The sequence below is a fragment of the Liquorilactobacillus capillatus DSM 19910 genome (assembly GCF_001434915.1).
GTDB classification, from domain to species: Bacteria; Bacillota; Bacilli; order Lactobacillales; family Lactobacillaceae; genus Liquorilactobacillus; species Liquorilactobacillus capillatus.
Genome location: NZ_AZEF01000007.1, coordinates 35,478 through 57,128, shown reverse-complemented (window position 1 = coordinate 57,128; position 21,651 = coordinate 35,478). Strand labels below are relative to the sequence as shown.

Annotated in this window: 16 protein-coding genes; 1 reads left to right on the top strand and 15 read right to left on the bottom strand. The window is 38.3% G+C overall.

Annotated elements, in window-relative coordinates:
- Nucleotides 1–10: 10 nt before the first annotated feature.
- From mutL to FC81_RS01415, 15 genes are all read right to left on the bottom strand, one after another.
- On the bottom strand, nt 11–2,023 hold the full coding sequence (mutL, locus tag FC81_RS01485; RefSeq protein WP_057742384.1) for a DNA mismatch repair endonuclease MutL: 2,013 nt from the start codon (nt 2,021–2,023) through the stop codon (nt 11–13).
- Nucleotides 2,024–2,038: 15 nt separating this feature from the next.
- Nucleotides 2,039–4,672: a DNA mismatch repair protein MutS gene (mutS, locus tag FC81_RS01480; protein WP_057742381.1), complete on the bottom strand. Its 2,634-nt coding sequence runs from the start codon at nt 4,670–4,672 to the stop codon at nt 2,039–2,041.
- A 13-nt stretch (nt 4,673–4,685) separates the two neighbouring features.
- Nucleotides 4,686–5,486, bottom strand: a complete 801-nt coding sequence (locus FC81_RS01475) for a TIGR00282 family metallophosphoesterase (RefSeq protein ID WP_057742379.1) — start codon at nt 5,484–5,486, stop codon at nt 4,686–4,688.
- A gap of 374 nt (nt 5,487–5,860) precedes the next feature.
- Nucleotides 5,861–7,426 (bottom strand): ribonuclease Y, encoded by a 1,566-nt coding sequence (gene rny / locus FC81_RS01470; RefSeq protein WP_057742376.1) that lies wholly within the window; start codon nt 7,424–7,426, stop codon nt 5,861–5,863.
- Between the two features lie 427 nt (nt 7,427–7,853).
- On the bottom strand, nt 7,854–8,912 hold the full coding sequence (gene recA, locus FC81_RS01465; protein ID WP_057742373.1) for a recombinase RecA: 1,059 nt from the start codon (nt 8,910–8,912) through the stop codon (nt 7,854–7,856).
- A 114-nt stretch (nt 8,913–9,026) separates the two neighbouring features.
- A complete protein-coding gene (locus FC81_RS01460; RefSeq protein ID WP_057742371.1) occupies nt 9,027–10,271 on the bottom strand; it encodes a competence/damage-inducible protein A in 1,245 nt (414 codons plus the stop codon).
- Nucleotides 10,272–10,354: 83 nt separating this feature from the next.
- Nucleotides 10,355–10,942: a CDP-diacylglycerol--glycerol-3-phosphate 3-phosphatidyltransferase gene (gene pgsA, locus FC81_RS01455; protein WP_057742368.1), complete on the bottom strand. Its 588-nt coding sequence runs from the start codon at nt 10,940–10,942 to the stop codon at nt 10,355–10,357.
- Between the two features lie 47 nt (nt 10,943–10,989).
- Nucleotides 10,990–11,913, bottom strand: a complete 924-nt coding sequence (locus FC81_RS01450) for a helix-turn-helix domain-containing protein (RefSeq protein WP_057742365.1) — start codon at nt 11,911–11,913, stop codon at nt 10,990–10,992.
- A 101-nt stretch (nt 11,914–12,014) separates the two neighbouring features.
- On the bottom strand, nt 12,015–12,740 hold the full coding sequence (gene ymfI, locus FC81_RS01445; protein ID WP_057742362.1) for an elongation factor P 5-aminopentanone reductase: 726 nt from the start codon (nt 12,738–12,740) through the stop codon (nt 12,015–12,017).
- Nucleotides 12,741–12,744: 4 nt separating this feature from the next.
- Nucleotides 12,745–14,046 carry an EF-P 5-aminopentanol modification-associated protein YfmH gene (yfmH, locus tag FC81_RS01440; protein WP_057742358.1) on the bottom strand — a complete coding sequence of 434 codons (1,302 nt, stop codon included), beginning with the start codon at nt 14,044–14,046 and terminating at the stop codon, nt 12,745–12,747.
- The gene (gene yfmF / locus FC81_RS01435; RefSeq protein ID WP_057742355.1) at nt 14,046–15,305 is read right to left on the bottom strand and encodes an EF-P 5-aminopentanol modification-associated protein YfmF; all 1,260 of its coding nucleotides are present in this window, start codon (nt 15,303–15,305) and stop codon (nt 14,046–14,048) included. The genes yfmH and yfmF overlap by 1 nt, the downstream gene beginning before the upstream one ends.
- Before the next feature lie 205 nt (nt 15,306–15,510).
- Nucleotides 15,511–17,859: a DNA translocase FtsK gene (locus tag FC81_RS01430; RefSeq protein WP_057742352.1), complete on the bottom strand. Its 2,349-nt coding sequence runs from the start codon at nt 17,857–17,859 to the stop codon at nt 15,511–15,513.
- Nucleotides 17,860–17,992: 133 nt separating this feature from the next.
- A complete protein-coding gene (gene trmL / locus FC81_RS01425) occupies nt 17,993–18,502 on the bottom strand; it encodes a tRNA (uridine(34)/cytosine(34)/5-carboxymethylaminomethyluridine(34)-2'-O)-methyltransferase TrmL (protein WP_268871901.1) in 510 nt (169 codons plus the stop codon).
- A gap of 204 nt (nt 18,503–18,706) precedes the next feature.
- A complete protein-coding gene (locus FC81_RS01420; RefSeq protein ID WP_057742349.1) occupies nt 18,707–19,567 on the bottom strand; it encodes a methyltransferase domain-containing protein in 861 nt (286 codons plus the stop codon).
- Between the two features lie 23 nt (nt 19,568–19,590).
- The gene (locus tag FC81_RS01415) at nt 19,591–20,088 is read right to left on the bottom strand and encodes a YbaK/EbsC family protein (RefSeq protein ID WP_057742346.1); all 498 of its coding nucleotides are present in this window, start codon (nt 20,086–20,088) and stop codon (nt 19,591–19,593) included.
- Nucleotides 20,089–20,295: 207 nt separating this feature from the next.
- Here FC81_RS01415 and FC81_RS01410 point away from each other — a divergent pair, with 207 nt between their 5' ends.
- Complete coding sequence (locus FC81_RS01410) at nt 20,296–21,273, top strand: GMP reductase (protein WP_057742343.1); 978 nt, start codon at nt 20,296–20,298, stop codon at nt 21,271–21,273.
- Nucleotides 21,274–21,651 lie beyond the last annotated feature (378 nt).

Genomic DNA, 21,651 nt, shown 5'->3' with positions numbered 1-21,651 from the left:
AAATTACTTATTATGATTGTTCACGCAAACTCTGATGCGGGTCTTGAATTCGTTTAAACATATGCTCCATGTCAGAGTTTGTGAAATGAACTAGCACTGGTCGTCCATGTGGACAGTTAAAAGGATTCTCACACTTTTTTAACTGCTCTAACAAAGCTTTAGCCTGTTTATCATCCAAATGATGATTAGCTTTGATCGAACGTTTACAGCTCATCATGATAGCTGTTTTTTCGCGATAAGTCGCAACATCTATTTTACCGTCTTTTAAGACATAATCAATCAATTCACGAATCGTCTCTTCTTCTTGTCCTTCCTGAAACCAGGTTGGATGATGTCGAATGATATAGCTATTAGGACCAAATTCTTCTAATTCTATTCCTAGTTGCTTAAATTTCGACAAGTTTTCATTTATGACAAGTGCATCACTTGTCATGTAATCAAGAACAATCGGCACCAGCAGATCTTGTTGGCTGGAATTTACTTCACCGATTTTCTTGCGATAGTATTCATATTTGCAGCGCTCCTGTGCCGCATGCTGGTCAATAATATATAAACCATCTTGCGACTCCGCAAACAAATACGTCCCATGCATTTGTCCAACATAAGTCAGTTCTGGGAAACGTTTCTCAGCTTGCCGCTGTCCCTTTGCCTGTTCTGTTTGGTCTACTAGATGAAGTGGATTCATCTGTTCTTCAACAGGTTGTGTTGCTGCTTTTAGATATTTCTCATCCCAAGCAGCTAAGCTTTGGTTTTTTAAATCATTTTTATCTTTAACTACCGTCACAGTCGGCGTACTTTCATCTACGTTTTCTATGATCGCTTGTTTAGCTGCATGATTATTTATCTCACCTTCATTATATTTAGTATCTAAGTTCTCTTCTGACGAGGTGACTCGCTCTGCTGGTGGAGAAATGACCCTCTTTTTATCGTGATAGTACGATCGTGAAGACTCATTCAAGTCTATTTGAAGTTGGTCAATATTAACATCCTTGCGCGTTTTCTGATTTAGATTTTTTAAAGCATCAGGAATCAAGTTTTCTTGTGCTATCCGATCATAAACTGACTTTGTCAGTAACTGCGCTAACTGTTCTTCTTTACTGATACGGACCTGCTGCTTTGTCGGATGAACATTTACATCTACCAGTAGTGGGTCAAGTGTCATATCAACGACCGCGACTGGATAACGCCCAACCATTAATTTAGAACCATAGCCCCTAATAATTGCATTACTTAGTTGAAAGTTTTTAATATATCTTCCATTCAAAAGCAAACTAATATAACTTTTTGTTGCTCGAGTCAATTTAGGCAGTGAAACATAACCCCTAATTTTAAAGTCAAGATCTTTACCATTAAAGGCAATCATCTGACGTGCATTTTTCACACCATAAATAGCACTGATTGTTTGTTGTACATCCCCATTACCGACAGTTTGCAGTAACACACGCCCATTATTAGTCAATGAGATCGCAATATTATTATGACTTAAAGCTAAACGGTTCACAATATCACTAATCGCCGCCAGTTCAGTTTGTAAGCTCTTTAGATACTTCAAGCGCGCGGGTGTATTATAAAATAAATCGTTAACTATAATCTCAGTTCCCTGCGGACGAACACTGCTTTTCTTTTCCAGCTGTTCACCACCTTTAACGTGTAAAAGAACACCCGAAACAGCATCTGCTGTTTTAGTCTCCAATGAGACATCAGCAACTGATGCGATACTAGGTAGCGCTTCACCCCTAAAACCAAGTGTTTTGATCCTAAATAAATCATCTCTACTGGTTATCTTGCTCGTTGAGTGCCTTCTGAAAGCCAACTCTACTTCATTTGCTGGAATTCCTTCACCATTATCGATTACCTTGATTTGTTTTAAACCGGCCTCTGCAACAACGATATCAATTTGGGTACTTTTAGCATCGATTGCATTTTCAACTAATTCTTTCACCACCGAAGCTGGCCTTTCGACAACTTCTCCGGCAGCAATCTGATCAGCAAGTACTTCTTCAAGTTCTTTTATTTTTGGCATTAAAATTACCTCCAACTACCGTTTCTTTCTCAGGTCCTTTTGCCATTTGTACAAAACATTCATTGCATCAAGCGGTGTTAATGACATTAAATCAGCCTCTTTTAACTCAGTCAAAACTTTACGATCACTTTTCTTAAAGGGAGTTTGAGTCGGTTCAAACAATGACAGCTGTTCTTCTTTTATCTGCAACTGTTCTTCGGAATTCTCTGCTGGTAGCTCATCAGTTGGGTCTACTTCTACCAATGGTTTAGTCACAGCTGGCTTTTTATTTTTACTTTCTAGCTCTCCTAGAATATGATCCGCCCGCTTTAAGAGCTTTTCTGGCATCCCCGCGAGTTTAGCAACGTGAATCCCGTATGATTTATCAGCTGCTCCTGGCTGCATTTTATGCAAGAAAATTAAATCCCCATTTTTCTCAACAGCTCCAACATGAATATTCTGCAGAGCAGGTAATTTTTCAGATAAGGCTGTCAGTTCATGGTAATGGGTCGAAAAAAGCGTTTTGGCAAACACATGATCATGAATATATTCAATAATTGCCTGTGCTAAAGCCATCCCATCGTAGGTTGCAGTTCCACGACCGATTTCATCAAACAGGATCAAACTATTACGCGTTGCATAGCTGAGTGCATGGTTAGCTTCTTTCATTTCTACCATAAAAGTTGATTGTCCCGCAATTAGATCATCAGCTGCACCTATACGGGTAAAAATTTGATCAAAAACAGGTAAAAGCGCACTTTTTGCTGGAACAAAACAGCCAATCTGTGCCATAACAACAGTTAGTGCCAGCTGGCGCATATAAGTACTCTTACCAGACATATTAGGCCCAGTTATCAAAAGTATATTAAGCTTCGCTGACATTACAACATCATTTGGAATGTAACTTTGCTTCCCCATCACCTGCTGGACAACCGGATGCCATCCACCAATAACCTCAATATCATGTTTGTTGACTGTTAACTTCGGCTTGATAAAGTGTGCTCGTTCGCTAACGACCGCAAAACACTGTAATACATCCAAAATAGCGATCGCATGTGCAAGTCGCTGTAGGCGTTTAATTTGTTCCTTGATCCGCTCGCGAATATCGGCAAAAAGCTGATACTCCAATTCAGTTGCTTTACTCTCTGCTCCCAAGATCATTGCTTCTTTTTCTTTAAGTTCAGGTGTAATAAAACGTTCAGCGTTAGTTAGCGTTTGTTTTCGCTCATAACGTTCTGCGGGTAGTTTAGCCAAATGTGCTTTTGATACTTCTATATAGTAGCCAAAGACCCGGTTAAAACCAATCTTTAAGTTATTAATACCAGTTATTTGACGTTCTTGGGCTTCCATTTCAGCTAACCAGCGTTTACCGTTTTTCATTGCATCCGTATACTCATCAAGCTCTGTGTTATATCCTTCCTTGATCATCCCACCATCTTTAACTGAAATAGGCGGTTCGTCTACAATTGCATTTTCAATTAAATCAACAACATCTTCCACCGGATCAAGCTGTTTTAAAAGATCGGTAAAGTTCCCATCATCTAATTCGTTTAAAACATAACTTATTTTGGGGACCTGCTGTAATGATTGTTTTAACTGGATTAGATCACGACCATTGACATTTCCAAATGCCACGCGTCCTGCTAGACGCTCTAGATCATAAACACTTGTCAGCTCTTCTTGTAAAGTACTGCGTTCAAAATAATGCTGCAGCAACGATTCTGTTTTATTTTGACGACTAACAATTTTTTTTGCATCTAGTAATGGGCGCTCTAACCATTGTTTCAGCAAGCGTCCTCCCATAGCCGTTTTAGTTGCATCCAACAACCAGAGCAAAGTACCCTGCTTTTTACCTGTGCGGCTATTCTGAAGAATTTCCAGATTACGTTTAGAGTAAGAGTCCATTTTTAAAAAATCAGTTGGTTCATAATGAACTGCCCTCTGCAAATGGCCGAGACTGCGTTTTTGTGTAACATTAAGATAAGTCACTAAATGCTGAACTACCTTAATTTCAAGACTGTTTTTCAAATCCTGAATAGTGTAACTTGTTTCAGAACTTTCTTTTACGTCATCTTGTTTTGAAACCAATACTTTAAGTACTGCTATTTTTGCTAAACTTTCTTTGGTCACAGAAGCATCAATTACAATTTCTTTGGTTCGCAAACTCATTAGTTCATTTAGAACAAGACTGATACTATCCAATGTTGCTGTCTTCAGTTCACCTGTGGACAGATCAACATATGCTAACCCGTATTTCCCCTCGTCCTCATGCAAAGCCGTAAGATAATTATTTTCCTTAGCTTCACTAGCAGAAGGATCAATCATTGTCCCAGGCGTCACTAACTGGATTACTTCACGTTTAACCATTCCCTTAGCCAGCTTAGGATCTTCCATTTGTTCACAAATAGCCACTTTATAGCCCTGATCAACTAGAATATCAATATAGTTTTGGGCCGCATGATGTGGGACACCACACATCGGTATCTTATCAGCCGCATTTTTATTACGTGTTGTCAGTGTTAATTCTAAAAGTTGAGACCCTTTGATTGCATCGTCATAGAACATCTCATAAAAATCACCTAGACGATAAAACAAAAAGGCATCTGGATATTGCTCTTTAACAGCTAGGTACTGTTCCATCATTGGTGTGTTTTTTGTCTTTTGAGGCATCAATTTTTCTCCTTTATTGCATAAACGGGTGGTCAGGATTAATAAGAATCGTTTTAATTTTTTTAGCTCTACCCATTTCATTATCAATCTCAAGTAAACATGCTGAAAGATTGCGTCGACCACTCTCATCTACTTCAAATCTGGTCGGCATCTGATTTAAGAAACGTGCAATAACATTTTGCCGTTTCATTCCAATAATTCCATCATAAGGTCCAGTCATTCCAACATCTGTCAAAAAAGCTGTCCCTTGTGGGAGAATACGTGCATCATTTGTCTGGATATGCGTGTGTGTCCCAACTACCGCCGAAACCTGTCCATCAAAGTACCACGCAAAGGCAGCTTTCTCGCTAGTCGTTTCAGCATGAAAATCAACGAAAATCAAACTTGTTTTTTTCCTTAAGTCTGTAATAATATCTTTTGCGACCGCAAAAGGATCATCCGAAGGGGTCATGAAGATGCGGCCCTGCAAGTTAAGTACGGCTAACTCTTGCTGATTAATCTTGATTGTTGTGTAACCTATTCCTGGAACCTGTCCTGCAGAAAAATTAGCTGGTCTTATCAACTTTTTAGCTGAACCGATAAAATCAGTTATCTCTGGATTATCCCAAGTATGATTTCCCATGGTAACAACGTCAGCCCCACAACTTAAGATCCGTTTATAGACTTTTTCATTAATCCCCCGACCTCGAGTTGCATTTTCACCATTTACAATTGTTACTTGGGGATGATATAGATGTTTTAACTTAGGCAGGTATTCCTCTAATACTTCCTGCCCAGTGTTCCCCATAACATCGCCAACAAACAAAATACGCATAATTTTCCCCTTTTCTACCATTCATTACCTATCAGTTCAATTTTAGCATTTTTAGCACAATGTTGCGAAAGCAGTTTTATTTTGATTTTGCTGCAAAAGAAATATTAGCAGCGTCGTTACCACTTAGACATAAGATAGTTGCTGCAAAAATTATCGCTCTTCAACTGTCTATACGTTATTTTTAATAGTTTGAAAGTTATCTCATAGTTGAACTTTTATGTTCACCATCGTATTGCTCATAGCAACTACAATACTATTTTTATAATTCCAGTCAGCACGTAAACTTTACCAATTTTAAATTAAAAAGAAAAAGAAAACTAGGATAATTAACATCCCAGTTTTCCTACTAGTAAATAAAGCATCTAAAATAATGACTATTTAGCGTATTCTACTGCTCTTATTTCACGAATAACGGTTACTTTAATATGTCCAGGATACTCCATTTCACTTTCGATCCTGTTTTTAATATCTCGTGCGAGAACCGTCGACTCCAAATCATTAACTTCATTTGGTTTGACAATCACACGTACTTCACGACCGGCTTGAATTGCGTAGCTCTTCTTGACCCCATCAAATTCATTGGTGATCTTCTCAAGCTTCTCCAATCTGTGAATATAATTTTCTAACGACTCGCTTCTAGCTCCTGGACGTGCTGCTGAAATAGCATCAGCGGCTGCGACCAACACTGAAATAGTATACTTAGCTTCTACGTCTCCATGATGTGAAGCAATCGAGTTGACCACTACATCGCTTTCTTTGTACTTCTCTGCTAACTCAACACCTATTTGAACATGTGAGCCGTCAACCTCGTGATCAATTGCTTTACCAATATCATGTAGTAATCCTGCGCGTTTGGCTAAAGTTACATCTTCACCTAGTTCGGCAGCTAAGACACCAGCTATTTTAGCAACTTCAATTGAATGATCTAAAACATTTTGACCATAGCTTGTCCGATACTTCAAGCGTCCAACTGTCTTGATCAAATCTGGATGCATTGCATGCAAACCTAATTCAAAAATTGCTTCTTCACCTGTATCTCTTATTTTAGCATCAATCTCTTTAGTTGCTTTTTCGACCATCTCTTCAATTCTTGCCGGATGAATACGCCCGTCTTGAATCAATTTCTCCAGTGCCATTTTAGCTATTTCACGCCGAACTGGATCAAAACCGCTTAGAACAACTGCTTCTGGAGTATCATCAATAATTAGATCGATACCGGTAAGAGTCTCAAGGGCACGAATATTTCGTCCTTCACGCCCAATAATTCTTCCCTTCATCTCATCATTCGGTAGTGAAACAACAGATACCGTAGTCTCAGAAACTGTATCAGCCGCACTTCGCTGAATTGCTTGAGCAATTAAATTCTTAGCAGTTCGATCAGCATTAGCTTCAGCTTCTATCTCCTTATCTTTAATCATAATAGCAAGTTCATGATTTAAAGATTCCTTTGTCTCGCTTATAATCAAAGTTTTAGCTTCTTCTTTGGTAAGTGAAGCAACTCGTTCAAGCTCTGATTTTTGCTGTTCAATTAGGGAATTAACTTCAAGATGTTTCTTTTCCAGCTCTTTTCGATCGGTTTCTATTCGATTTTCTTTCTTGACAAGTCCTTGTTCGCGCTTTTCAAGTGCTGAATCTTTGCGATCCAGATTTTCTTCGCGTTGCAGTAACCGGTTTTCTTGTTTCTGAGCTTCAGAACGTCTTTCCTTTAATTCATTTTCAATTTCGCCTCGGTAACGATGACTTTCATCCTTAGCTTCTAAAATAGCCTCTTTTTTTAATGCTGTAGCTTCTTTTTTAGCATTCCTCACAATTCCTTGTGCAGTTTGTGTAGCAGCGTCAAGAGTCCTTTTATAACTATTTTTCTGAAGAACTTTACCTAAAGCTAAACCAATACCCAAAGTTATAACAGCGATGGCGAGGATAATAATTGTTAGTTCCAAATTTTCACCTCCACATCGTCAAAAAAATGATTAAATTTCAAAGATAACCATTACTTTTAAGATGTTATTTTGATCAACATACTCTTATATTCTACGGTGTTAGACCACATGATGTCAATATAAAACAAATTGTTTCACAAATTTAGAATCAATACTGCTCCCTATTTAAAAAAGCGACTATTACTGGTAATACAACGATCTTCTGCTAGTAAATTAATTTCTCTATAAAAAGAGTTCCCAAAGTAAGCTGGTGATCTCTAGATATTAATCTTACGGGATAATGTAATAGCTTTTTTGCTACAAATAAACTTAAGCCAGACTGGTATTTAGCTTTATAATCTAGCTTTAAACTAAAAAAATAAGAAGCTCGAATTAAAATTTATTTTTTAATTCGAGCTTCTTATTATTAAGGTCATATTTTAGCAAACTAATCCTTTGTTTTTGAATTCTCTTTTTTATCATCTAGCGGTAATTCAGGAGCATTAGGTTCATCAGTATCTGCTATCCCATATGCATGCCGAACTTTATGCACAACTTCCTCCATCATTTCAGGATGATCAGTCAAGTATTGCTTAGCATTTTCTCTTCCCTGACCTATCCGATCCTCACCATATGAGTACCAAGAACCACTCTTTTTAATAATTTCCTTCTCAACGGCCATATCAACCAATTCACCGGTTTTAGAGATTCCTTCGCCATACATAATATCAACTTCTGCACGTTTAAAGGGTGGCGCAACCTTATTTTTAACAACTTTAATACGAACACGGTTTCCGATGATATCAGCACCATCTTTGATTTGTTCAGCACGTCTTACTTCTAATCTGATCGTCGAATAAAATTTAAGCGCGCGTCCACCAGGGGTAATCTCTGGATTACCAAACATTACACCAACTTTTTCACGAATCTGATTAATAAAAATAGCGATCGTCTTAGTTTTATTGATCGACCCGGATAATTTACGTAGAGCTTGAGACATCAGACGTGCTTGGAGTCCAACGTGCGCGTCACCCATCTCACCTTCAATTTCAGCCCGCGGAACAAGCGCAGCTACCGAATCAACAACAACGATATCGATTGCTCCTGAAGACACAAGTGCATCTGTAATCTCAAGTCCTTGTTCACCCGTATCTGGTTGTGAAAGAAGTAAATCATCAATATTTACACCTAGTTTAGTTGCATAAGCAGGATCAAGGGCGTTCTCAGCATCAATATACGCTGCAACTCCGCCATTTTTCTGTACTTCTGCAACAGCGTGGAGCGCAACGGTTGTTTTACCTGAACTTTCAGGTCCATAGACTTCAACGATTCTACCGCGCGGGTATCCACCTACTCCTAAAGCTTCGTCAAGTGCAAGTGATCCACTAGGAATAGTTGAAATTTGAGTGTCAGCCTTTTCACCCATCCGCATAATAGAGCCCTTACCAAAATTTTTTTCAATTTTTTTTAAGGCAGCGTCTAACGCTGCTTTTCTTTCATCAGCCAATGTAATTCCTCCTCAGTCCAACCATACATCCCAAACTATCTCTATGGTTTACCACTCAATAATACCGATTAAAAAAATAAAATGCAAGAAAAATCGAACAAAGGTTCGAAAAAACTATTTTAGCAGTTCACGTCTTATCCAATCTAAGCCAGTTAAAACACTCCGTTCACGAACAAGAGACCGTTGGCGGGCAAAATGATATAATTCAGCTTGAACTGGCTGCTCCTTAAATGCAAGACCGATCCAAACTGTTCCTGCCTCATTACCTTCAAGTGCTTCTGGTCCCGCAACTCCAGTAAATGAGATTCCAATATCCGTTTTCATTTTTTCTTTAGCTTTCTGCGCCATCCACTTGGCCGTTGTCTCGCTCACAACCCCATTCCTTTGAATAAGGTCAGCTGGGATATCTAACAAGCTACTCTTAGCATTATTAGCATATGTTACAAAACCGCCAGGAAAGATATGTGAAACACCAGGGACATTGCCTAGAGCCGCTTGAAAGGCTCCCGCTGTTAGGCTTTCCGCAGCAGTAATACTTAAATTTTCTTGCATTAGTTTAGCCACTACTGTTGCTACAAGTGTATTGTCATCCCCGTACCCATACATGTACTCACCCACACGGCTACAAACTTTCTTTTCCATTTTGTCTAAAAGTTCTTTGGCGGTCTGTTCATTCACCGCGCTTGCCGTTAATCTTAACGTAACTTCACTTGTTTTAGCATATGGCGCAAGCGTTGGATTAGACTGCTCGTCAATCAAATCACTTATTTTAGTTACTAATAGAGATTCCCCTATCCCGAAGAACCGTAGTACTCGCGAGAATAATAAGTTTTCATGGTTATACTGCTTATGCAATAACGGTTGTGCAAAATTAGTAAACATTGGCTGCAACTCGCTAGGAGGTCCTGGCAGTAATAAAAAGTCACAACCATTTTCATTTTGGTAATACTCCCCAACCGCAAAACCAGTTTCATTCTTCAAGGGGGTCGACCCTTCTATGTATTGGGCTTGAAGTCGGTTATTAGCAGTCATTTCTTTTTCACTTGCCGCATAATAATTTATTATTTTTTTCATTGCTGCCGCATCTTCGACTAAATTCTTACCTAAGAAACGAGCTACCGTTTGTTTAGTCAAATCGTCTGGCGTTGATCCTAAGCCGCCCATTAAAATTACTAGGTCATTTCGTTTTGCAGCAATTTCAATAACCTCAGTCAGGCGTTGCTGATTATCGCCGACAACGGTTTGATGATAAACATCGATTCCCATTCCAGCTAATCTACGAGCAATAAAGGCTGCGTTCGTATTAACGATCTGTCCTAACAGTATTTCTGTGCCAACTGCAATTATCTCAGTATGCATTTTCTTTCCTCCCATATCTAACTACGCAAATTACTGCTTTTTTCCATAAAAATAAAGGAACTGAAAGATCAGTCCCTTAAGTGTTATTTATCAAATGAATCAGTAAATATTTGCTTACTATTTACAAAATAATCAATTCCTGAATATACAGTGAAGAACAAACAGATATACAACAAGATCTCCCCTAATGGGATCCCGATCGCTGCGAAAAAGATATTGTTTAATAACAAGAAGATAATTGAGAACATTTGGGTCATCGTTTTAATTTTCCCTGGCATTGCTGCCGCGATGACTTTACCGTCATTTTCAACAACAATCAGTCTCAGACCTGTTACGGCTAATTCACGACAAATTATAATTGCTGCTACCCAAGCCGGAACCTTTCCCATCGAAACCAACAGTACAAAAGCTGTCATAACAAGCATCTTATCTGCTAAGGGATCCGCAAATTTACCAAAATTAGTTACTAGATTCCGTTTACGAGCTATCTGACCATCAACAAAATCAGTAAAAGATGCACCAGCAAAAATGATAGCTCCTACCAGTTGGGTTAGTGGCAGTACCGTACCCCCTACATGTAATTCACCCCAACTTAATGGAAGAATTAAGACTAAAACAAATACTGGAATTAAGAATATCCGAAGCACTGTCAGCTTATTCGGTAAATTCATACCTCCACACTCCTCTCTTCTATCACAATAACTATTATACTCAAGTCTTACTTAAGATTAATTGTCAAAGTCCTCACAGTTAAGGAACTATTATCTTTTATAAAGTTAAATCCACGTCCATTAATGGTTAACTTGGTCGCTTTCGAGTTACCTAAGTTAATAGTAATCGACTCAGTTCCCGTTGGAATCTTAAGTTCGTGATCTTCACCAGAGCTTAGCGTCCCCTGCCATTGTTGTGAGCCGTCTACAGAAACGGCTGTCCATGCGCTGGCATCCTTAACACTCACTTTGACTGTATTCTCTTTTGGACTATTTTTTAAATTATAAACAAAAGATGAGCCTGAATTAGAAGCCAAGCTAAGCCGTGCTTTTTTATCAGTTTTTTTACTTTCTTTTTTGGTGCTAGAAGCGCTGGATGTTGAACTGGTCTTTTTCTTTTCCGTGTCTTTTTTCTTTGTTTGTTTTTGGCTTGAACCCGTCTTTTCAGACGAAACTGAAACCTTAGTACTACTACTCTGGATTTGCTGGGAATCAGCTGTTTTTTGATGCTTATTCCAAGCAACGAAATAGATCGATCCTAAAATTCCGACTACAACGAGTACAATAATAATAGTTGGCAAATATGATAAAAAGCGGTTAAAATTATTCGTTTTTGCCATGCTTTGACGTGTTGCTTCCATCCGAGTACGCGCATCTTCTCGTGTTGCTACCGGTTTATCCGCCGTCTCAGACTTTTCTGACTCAGCATTATCACTAATACTAAGTAAAAGTTCTTCTGGATCTAACCCTACCGTCTCTGCATACTGGCGGATAAAAGCTTTAACGTAAAATCTCCCCGGTAAAGCATCGAATTTTTCATCCTCAATCGCAATTAAATAACGCTTTTGGATCTTCGTTATCTGCTGCAAATCATCTAGCGTGTACCCCTTCTCGATTCTTGCATTTTTTAATTTTTTTCCAATTTCAGTCATATCTATTAACTCTCCATTATTATCCAATTACGCTTTCTCAAACTATACAAATTCTCTATCTAGTATAGCATAGCTCAGAACAAATATTAATTAAGAATTGATTATTTTAGCCATCCACCAGTAACATAAATCGTTTCTCCAGTTAAGTAAGACGCACGCTCGCCAAGAATAGTTTGGACCCAATAACTAATTTCATTTGCAGCCGCAAAACGGCCTACCGGAATCAGCTCATTAACTTGTCGTTTATCTTCTTCAGAAAATAATGTATTCATCTGCGTCTCAACAGCTCCAGGTGCAACCACATTGATTGTAATCCCTAATGAACTGATTTCTTTGCTGTATGCTGCTACAAAAGAACTTAAGGCACCCTTAACTGTACTATACCCAACTTCCATTGCACTACCAGCTCCACCATAAACTGACCCGATAAATACAATTCGTCCAAAATGGTTTTGGGCCAGCTTATCTTCAAGTTTTTGCAGTAAATATAAAGGCGCGGTTAGTTGCATCGTAAGCATCGTATTTAATTCAGTCGGTTTTAAATCATGAAAAAGTCCATAACAGGTTGTACCTTGTGCAAAAACAACTGCATCTAAACTAAAAAGCTGCCCAATCATCCCATCTAACGTCTCTGGCTGAGTCAAGTCACCCTGAAGTTGTAAAAAATCCTGCTTAGGATAGAGCCTTTGGAGCTTCTTGCACAACCTATCACTTTTTTTCTTATTTTTAAAATAATGCAAATAAATCGACCATCCCTGAGACGCAAGATCACGTACGATCGCACTGCCTATGTCTCCAGATGAACCGACTATTAAAGCCCATTTCATCTTACTAACTACCTTCTTTGGGTAAAATTTGATAAACACTTACTGCTTCTGAACGAAGGAAGCTCCTGCAAACTAACAGAACCTCTTCAAATTTCATTTTTTGTACAATAGCGACCTTATCAAAAATAGTTGCCCCCGTAAATAGATGGCCTGAATATTGATTTGCAATGCCCTCCAGTGAGTTCATCGCATGGATCTGTCTACCAATCATTTCTTTTTTTGCCAAATTGAACTGCTGATATTGTCCCTTTAACAGCTGTTCAGCATTTTCGAGAATATCAATGATATCATGACAGAAACGTTCTGGATTATCTGTATCACTTGTAATTGAAGCATAATGAAAACTACGCTCCAATTGAAAAGTAAAATCAAAACTGTCATCAATAATTCCTTCATTATATAACCGGGTATAGTTAACTGAAGTATCACTAAATAACAACCAGAGAAGCATCTCAACCTGCATTTTGTAGATTAAGCCGTTCCTTCCTTCCGGAACTTCGTCTAGTCCTTTGATTCCCACCGCAGCCTTAGGGCGTTGTGTATCTAACTCAAGCATTCGATAAGGAATAATATCTTTTCCTGTTTCATCATTGGGCAACTCAGCACGCTTGATCTCAGCATCTGATGCAAACTGCTTTTTAGCTTGATTAGCTCTTATCAGCTTTAAGGTCTCCTCAGGATCGATCGCACCTGTTACAAACAAATTCATGTTACTTGGATGATAAAAAGTTTGGTAACAATCATATAGATTTTGAACTGTAATCTGCTCAATGGAGTCCACGGTTCCTGCAATATCAACACTTAAAGGATGATTAGGATACAAGTTTTTGAGTATTCCAAAATAAAAACGCCATTCAACATCATCCTCATACATTTTTATTTCCTGACCAATAATTCCCTTTTCCTTTTCAACTGATTTTGCATTAAAATATGGATCCTGCACAAAGTCTAAAAGGATCTCCAAATTTTTTTGCGGATAATTAACTGTTGAAAAAAGATAACTGGTATTGGTAAAACTAGTAAATGCATTCGCATCTGCACCATAATGTCCAAATAAGTCGAACGCATCATGATCTTTTTTTTCAAATAACTTATGCTCTAAGAAATGAGCTACTCCATCCGGGACTTGTTCCATCTTTGTTTTATGTAACGGAACAAACTTATTATCCAATGACCCATAATCCGTGGTCAAAATCCCATATGTCTTATGGTATCCTTCCTTAGGAAGAATATTAACTTCTAAACCGTTGATAAGTTTTTCTTTATACATTTTTTCGCCAAATTGCTCATACTGCACTATTTCCATTAGTTAACTTCTCCATCTAAAAAATAAATCGTCTGCAACTCCGTTTTACGAGCTACTTCAATAACATCTTCAAATCTGACAGCATTCAACTTCGCTTGCCATTCATAAGCTGAAACGTGCTTTCTTGTTAAAATATCCACCAGTGTCTGGTCAAGGTTGTTGCTTGGACTATCTAATCTACTCAAAAAAGAGTTCTGTAACGCTTTTTTAGTATCTTGGAATTCTCTTTGTGAAATTTCGCCATTTTTAATATCTGCAAGTTGTTTAGTTATAATCGTCTGGACTGCCTCTTTATTTTGGAACTGTATCCCAGTTTGAACCGAAATAAAGCCCCTAAAACTATCATATGAACTCGTTGCATAGTAAGCCAAGCTTGCCCTTTCACGAACATTCATAAAAAGTTTGGAGAGTGGCAGCCCTCCAAAAATCCCATTAAAAATCAAAGCAGCGTAGTAACCTTCTTTACGATAATAAACCGGAAACTTATACGCCAAGTCCAATTTACCTTGTACAACAGCTTGATGCTCATTACCTTCATAAACAGCCTGTTGCCGTTCTTGATTGTAAAAAAGCGGTCCTTGATATAACCTACGTGGTTTTACAGGTAACGTACTTGCTAACGCAAGGCATTCTTGTTCATCAACATTTCCTGCAACAACGACTTCAATCTGATCATTTGCAAGACACTTTAAATAATACTCGTATAACTCTGTTGGAGTTATCTCGCGTAGCTGTTCATAAGTTCCAAAGGAAGGCGTACTTTGCGCTTCATCCGTAAAATAGTTTTTTTGTAAGGAAAGTGCAGCATACAGCTGTTTGTCATCTCGAACCGAGCGGATATAAGAACCTAGATTCTTCTTTTGGCGTTCAAACGATTCGCGATCAAAGGCTCCATCAGAAATCAATGGTTCAAAAAGACTTTGTTTTAAAAAAGTAAAAGCTGCACTAACTAAATTTCCTGCATCTGGGAGATAACGCTCATTGACACTATCAAAAACGCAGTTCATGATATGTGCATCTCCGCGTCTTTCAACTGTTACACCAAAACCAGCTCCATACATTTCTGAAAGCTTCTCAGCAACCGCTTTTTGGGTGGGAAAATGTGCGCTAGCAGCTTCCAATACATTGGCCAGTAGGATCCGCTTAGTTAGCGCTCTGCTATCTAGAGGCGCAATTAGTGCAATGGCGATTCTTGTTGTTTTGAATTGTTTAGTTGGTGTGACCGTCAAGTTCACACCCGGCGTTATTTCGGTACGCACTTTTGTCTCCTCCTCAAAAATTGCTTATCTACAGTATCATAATTGATTAAAGTAAAAATTACAAATAAGGTTAGATTCTATTGCAGATAAGCCCTTTTTATCCAACCCATCAATTAACATTTGAATACAAAATAAGGTGTCTCTCACATTAAAGTTGTAACCTTTACCTTAACGTTTAAGATACACCCTATAACTTTGTGTTTTATTACTTCTGTTCAGCCTCGCTATTAAGATACACCTTACGTGCTTTACTGCCCTCCGAGGGACCAACCATTCCTTTGGCCTCCATCTCATCAACTAGCCTTGCCGCACGATTATACCCAATTCGAAAACGCCGCTGTAGCATTGAGATGCTGCAAGCCTGTTCTTTTGTAATCAACTGAACAGCTTCACTGAAGAGTTCATCATCAGAGTCTTCGCTTTCATCTTGCATTGTTTCTTCATCAGAAACAATTAATGATTCATCGTATTCAGCAGGCTGCTGCTGTTTAACAAAACCAACTACACTTGCAACATCATTATCGGAAATAAACGCTCCTTGAACTCGGATCGGCTTATTAAGACCCATTGGTAAGAAAAGCATATCACCGCGGCCAAGTAGTTTTTCCGCGCCGTTAGTATCGATAATCGTCCTTGAATCAGTTCCACTAGAAACAGCAAAAGCCATTCGCGAAGGAACATTAGCTTTAATTAGCCCTGTAATAACATCGACTGAAGGGCGCTGTGTTGCAAGAATCATATGAATTCCCGCAGCCCGTGCCATTTGAGCTAAACGAATAATTGCATCTTCAACTTCATTAGCCGCGACCATCATTAAATCCGATAACTCATCAACGACGATAACAATGTACGGCAGCAGCATTTCTTCAGAACCTGTTTCCGTATTTTGACGTTGGATCATCTCGTTGTAACCGGCAATATTTCTTTGACCAGTATTAGCAAATAACTCATACCGTCTCTCCATCTCCGCTACCAGCTTATGCAAGGCTTTTGATGCTTTTTTAGGATTAGTCACAACTGGTGTTAGTAAATGTGGAATACCATTGTAAACACCTAGTTCAACTTTCTTTGGATCAACAAGCATCAATTTTACCAAGTGTGGCGGACAATTCATTAACAAACTCGTAATGATTCCATTAATTGCAACCGATTTTCCGCTCCCGGTCGATCCTGCAATCAGTAAATGCGGCATCTTTGCCAAGTTAGCCGTTACTAACTTACCTGAAATATCTCTACCAAGTGGAACCTCCAAAGGCTTACTTTTTTGTTTTTTTTGCGCTTCAATAATGTCTCTGAAAGAAACCGTTGAAACCTTCTGATTAGGTACTTCGATTCCAATTAATGACTTTCCCGGTATCGGTGCTTCAATTCTAATATCCTTTGCGGCAAGTGCCAAGGCAAGATCATCAGCCAAATTAACAATTTTACTGACTTTAACTCCAATCGCAGGGTGAAGTTCATATTTTGTAACTGCCGGTCCTAAAATAGCACTTTTTATCTCAACATCAACACCAAAACTGTTGAAAGTTTTTTTGAGAACTTGGGTGTTTTTCTCAATTTTTTGATACTCACCACTCTGATCAGTCGGATCAACTGTCTGTAAAAGAGTAGTCGGTGGTAACTCATAATTGTCATTTATTGGATTATCATTAAAAGCTTGCTCTTTTTTTACAGCCTGTGTGGTCTTTGCTTCCTTTGACATCGTTTCAGTATGTTCTGCACCGGTATTCCATGTATCAGTCTTAATAACAGCTGTTTCATTTTCTGGTGCATCTTCCTTTTTCGCCTTAGCCTCATCTGTCTCTTCAATAATTTCTTGCTTAGGCTCCGTATGAAGTACTGGATCTTTTTTGACAATTCTTTGGCGAACCTTTTGCGAGCGCCGTAAAGAAATAAACTTTTGGCGCAGTTTAAACAGGAGGCTAGCAACACCCTTAAACAAGAGTTTTATAGTTTCCTTTATTAAAATAAACAACTGATAAAGAAGCTGACCAAAATACTCTAGCATACGGGTAAGTGGAAGGCCACTAAGAATGCAAATACCGAGAATCATAGTTGCGCCTGTAATGATATATGTTCCAATTTGGGCAAATAAAAAATAGGAAGGGGTGTATAACAAGGCTCCTATTAATCCACCACCGATTTTGCTGCCGATACTACCTGTAATAATATCAGTACGGAGGTATTGCCACGTAATACTTATAAAATCAGTATGTAGATCTAATTGCCGAAAAAATAAACTATGCAATAGTAACAAGCCACTGGTTGCTATGAGACCGGCCCCTCGATAATAGCGCTTTTTCAGTTGTGGTTCCTTACCCGTCAAGAGTAAATATGCCCCTAAAATAATAATTGCCATCTGACCAATAGGGAAAGCATCTCCTATAAAAAGTCGAAAAAGATTGACACATAAAATACCAATATAGCCCAACTTTAGAAAGCCTAATAAGCCCACGAGAATAAGAATAACCCCACTTGTGCGCTTAGAAATAAACTCTGCTTTCCTGCTTGTTCTCCTTGTTGTTTTCCTTTTTCTACGCTTACGTTGTGCCAAAAGATAATACCCCTCTCACCCATTAACTATATGATTTGATTATAACATAACTATAATATAAGGCATTGACTCCGACTGAGGTACAGCACTAACATTCTTTGCTACTTAAACTAAAGGATAACGTATATCATTATTATTTTAATTTATCATTCTCGTAAATATGACTTTTTTCAAGTTCTGGGAAGTCTTGCTGACGTAACGCTTCATAAATAATAATTGCAGCTGTATTAGAAAGATTCAACGCACGAATATGCGTATCGTTTTGCGGTATTCGAATACATTTCTCTGCGTTTTGCCGCATAAAAGGTTCCGGTAAACCGGTCGTCTCTTTACCAAAAATAAAATAGTTATTCTTATCTTCATGGCTATAATCTACTTGTGTATATGCATGCTTAGCAAACTTTGACACAAGGTATAGTTCATCTGCAGATCCTAAAGTCTTCATAAAAGCTGGTAAGTTTTTATGATAAGTTATCTTCACCTTGTCCCAATAATCCAAACCTGCTCTTTTTAGATACTTATCATCCGTTGAAAAGCCTAATGGCTCGATTAAATGCAGTTCTGTGTTAGTTCCCGCGCATGTTCTTGCAATGTTACCCGTGTTGGCGGGCATTAACGGTTCAAACAATACGATATGATTCACTGCGATCTCCCCTTCTCTATTTATATTTTTTTCAACAAAAAAAGCGCAGCCATTCGGTGTGGGCACGGCGAACAGCTACGTTAGTGAAGTACAATCATTCAACAACTAACGACTGTTCCGTTAATTGTTAACAACCGATTTCTCTACGCTATAATACCATTATGCTTTTTGCTTTACAAGTTATTTTCAAAAAATATTTAGTTTTCAATTGTTTTCAATTATCAGCAACGAGACATCGACAGTTACCTCATCTAATCCCTGTGAGAGTGCTGCACTAATTCTGCTTTCAGTCGCACCCCAGTGTAGCGGCGTCATATACAATAAACTCTCAAAATTTGTTTTTGCAAGTAAAAATTTATAAGTCAACCTTTTCGTTTTAGCTTGCGGGTAATGCTGCTTAAACAAAGTTAAGACTTTATCATTACTATAAGAGTAATGAAGATCATCTTTTTCATACAACATATGTCGTAGTTCAACTAAATAGTTTTTATTTGGAATAACTTTGATTAATAAACCCTTTGTTTTCAAAACTCGTTCAAACTCTTCATAAGATGAAGGTGAAAACATATCAATAATTACATCAAAGGAACTCGTCATGAAGGGTAATTGGGCAAGATCAGCTATACAAAAGAAACTGTTCCCACTGATTTGCGTTGCCAAATCAACTGCCTTTTTTGAAATATCAAAACCAACATAGATATCGTTCAGGCCTGCACGCTGCTGATCTAAGTAGTTTAAGGTTGACCCTTCACCACAACCTGCATCAACGATTTTTAACGCTTTATTATGAGGCAAAAAAGAGGCTATTTTATCAATAATTGGTTGGAATAAGCCCGCAGTGAGTACTGAGCGCCGTGCTTGCCACATTTTCTCATCATCATAGTCACTCTTAACACCATGCTTTAGGAAATAAAGAGTACCTTTTTTCGAGAAATCAAGTTGGTGCCCTTGCTTACAGACAATGCTTTTATGCACTATTTTACTAAAGCCTTCATCACAAACAGGACATTTAAAGAGTCCCATATCTTTATCCACAAAAGTTATCCCACGATCAATTTTTTTCACACTTTTCCTCCACTATCGGCTAACTACCCAATTTCAAGATACTTACCCTGAACTAATTTTAATAAATCGGCTTGTTTTAAGCGAACAGATCTGCCGACTTTTCCTGCTGAAACTGAGATTTCTTCAAAGGACTTAATTCGTACGTCGAAATAAATAGGGAAGCCTTTCCGAACGTTAATCCCAATTGGCGTATTGGCCCCATGAACATACCCAGTTATGCTAAGTAATTTTTTATTGTCTGCTAAATGAATTTGCTTTTTCCCAAGTTCATTAGCAATTCTTTTTAAATTGATTTCATATTCTAAAGGTAAGCATACTACGAGATAATCCTGCGAACTGTCACTTCCTTTTAAAACGATCGTTTTCAAAATACTTTTAGATGGAATTCCCTCTGCCTCAGCTTCCGTCAGGGCCTGTTCACCATTTGTTACCCAATCAAATCGTGTTTCACGGTAGGTAATTTGATGCTGATCTAATATCCTTTCATCATTTGTTTTCTTTACTTTGGCCTTCTTCGCCATTTCTTTCACTCCTTAACCAATCTTCTTCTACATTATAACCTGCATGCTAAAATTAGTCATATCCTAAAGAATCCGAATAATAAGTAATTCAGACTGCTATTTTATTTGACTTTAAAAGCTATTTAAGGTAGATTTAACAGTGTTTGTGAAGTATAAGTCACAAATCAGCGAATAATACCGATAAATCTAGAATGTGAGGTTTTCATATTGCCTGTTTTTGATTATGAAGATATTCAATTAGTACCTAATAAATGTATTGTTAAAAGTCGTTCTGAGATCGACACTAAAATCAAGTTTGGCCCTATGACTTTCAAGATTCCAGTTGTCCCTGCTAATATGCAAACAATTATTGATGACCCGCTTGCAGCTTGGCTAGCGCGCAATGGCTACTTTTACATTATGCATCGTTTTAATGAGAATAAACGCCTTCCCTTTATCCAAAAAATGCACAAAGACGGACTCTTTGCTTCCATTTCAGTTGGTGTTAAGCCACAAGAATACGAATTCATCAATGAATTAGCAGCCACAAGAGCAGTTCCCGAGTATATCACAATCGATATCGCTCATGGTCATGCTGACACCGTTATTGACATGATCCAACACATTAAGAAAAAGCTCCCAGGTACATTTGTCATTGCTGGAAATGTTGGTACGCCTGAGGGTGTTCGTGAATTAGAAAATGCTGGTGCAGATGCGACTAAAGTTGGCATTGGTCCTGGCAAAGCCTGCATTACAAAACTCAAAACTGGTTTTGGAACAGGCGGTTGGCAGTTAGCTGCCCTCCGTTTATGCAGTAAAGCCGCTAGCAAGCCCCTTATTGCAGATGGTGGTATTCGCTTTAACGGTGATATTGCTAAATCTGTTCGTTTCGGAGCATCAATGTGTATGATTGGCTCGCTTTTTGCTGGCCACAAGGAGAGCCCTGGAGAAGTGATCGAAAAAGACGGTCAAAAATACAAAACCTATTTTGGCTCTGCTTCGCAGTACCAAAAGGGGCAATACAAAAATGTTGAAGGTAAGAAGCTCTTAGTTCCTTATCGTGGCGATATTGCGGACACTTTGACGGAGATGCACGAGGACTTACAGTCTTCGATCTCATATGCAGGCGGACGTGATTTAGCTGCTTTACGTAAAGTTGACTATGTTATCGTTAAAAATTCAATTTTTAATGGTGACAATATTTAGTTTTAACAGCTTAGCATCAATAACTAAATACATTCACTAGTCTGAAAGAGTAGCTGTGCCATAAGTCTCTAAACACTGAAAGAGCTACATTAGAAAAAGGCATCATTTTTCTAGTGTAGCTCTTTTAGTATCATTAAAAATAAAAAAGCACTGGTTGCAGCTAATACCTTCAAGAATAATCCCCTTACATACGTACTTACTAGCAAAACTGACTGGGAACCAAAAGAAGAGATCAGTGAAAATCAAAGAATGGTTTTCACTAATCTCTTTTACTTTGAAGGACTTACGGCACAGCCCTAATTTATTAGCCGATCCTCGCTAACTACAGTACGATCTAAGGTAAGTATTAAATTGTCCTCTATTAGTGTCACCTAATTA

Bases quoted from the DNA above. Each gene is read 5' to 3' on its own strand.
- yfmH (WP_057742358.1), bottom strand. From the start codon at position 14,046: ATGGAAATAGTGCAGTATGAGCAATTTGGCGAAAAAATGTATAAAGAA.
- ymfI (WP_057742362.1), bottom strand. From the start codon at position 12,740: ATGAAATGGGCTTTAATAGTCGGTTCATCTGGAGACATAGGCAGTGCG.
- mutL (WP_057742384.1), bottom strand. From the start codon at position 2,023: ATGCCAAAAATAAAAGAACTTGAAGAAGTACTTGCTGATCAGATTGCT.
- pgsA (WP_057742368.1), bottom strand. From the start codon at position 10,942: ATGAATTTACCGAATAAGCTGACAGTGCTTCGGATATTCTTAATTCCA.
- mutS (WP_057742381.1), bottom strand. From the start codon at position 4,672: ATGCCTCAAAAGACAAAAAACACACCAATGATGGAACAGTACCTAGCT.
- FC81_RS01475 (WP_057742379.1), bottom strand. From the start codon at position 5,486: ATGCGTATTTTGTTTGTTGGCGATGTTATGGGGAACACTGGGCAGGAA.
- FC81_RS01460 (WP_057742371.1), bottom strand. From the start codon at position 10,271: ATGCATACTGAGATAATTGCAGTTGGCACAGAAATACTGTTAGGACAG.
- FC81_RS01450 (WP_057742365.1), bottom strand. From the start codon at position 11,913: ATGACTGAAATTGGAAAAAAATTAAAAAATGCAAGAATCGAGAAGGGG.
- FC81_RS01415 (WP_057742346.1), bottom strand. From the start codon at position 20,088: ATGGCGAAGAAGGCCAAAGTAAAGAAAACAAATGATGAAAGGATATTA.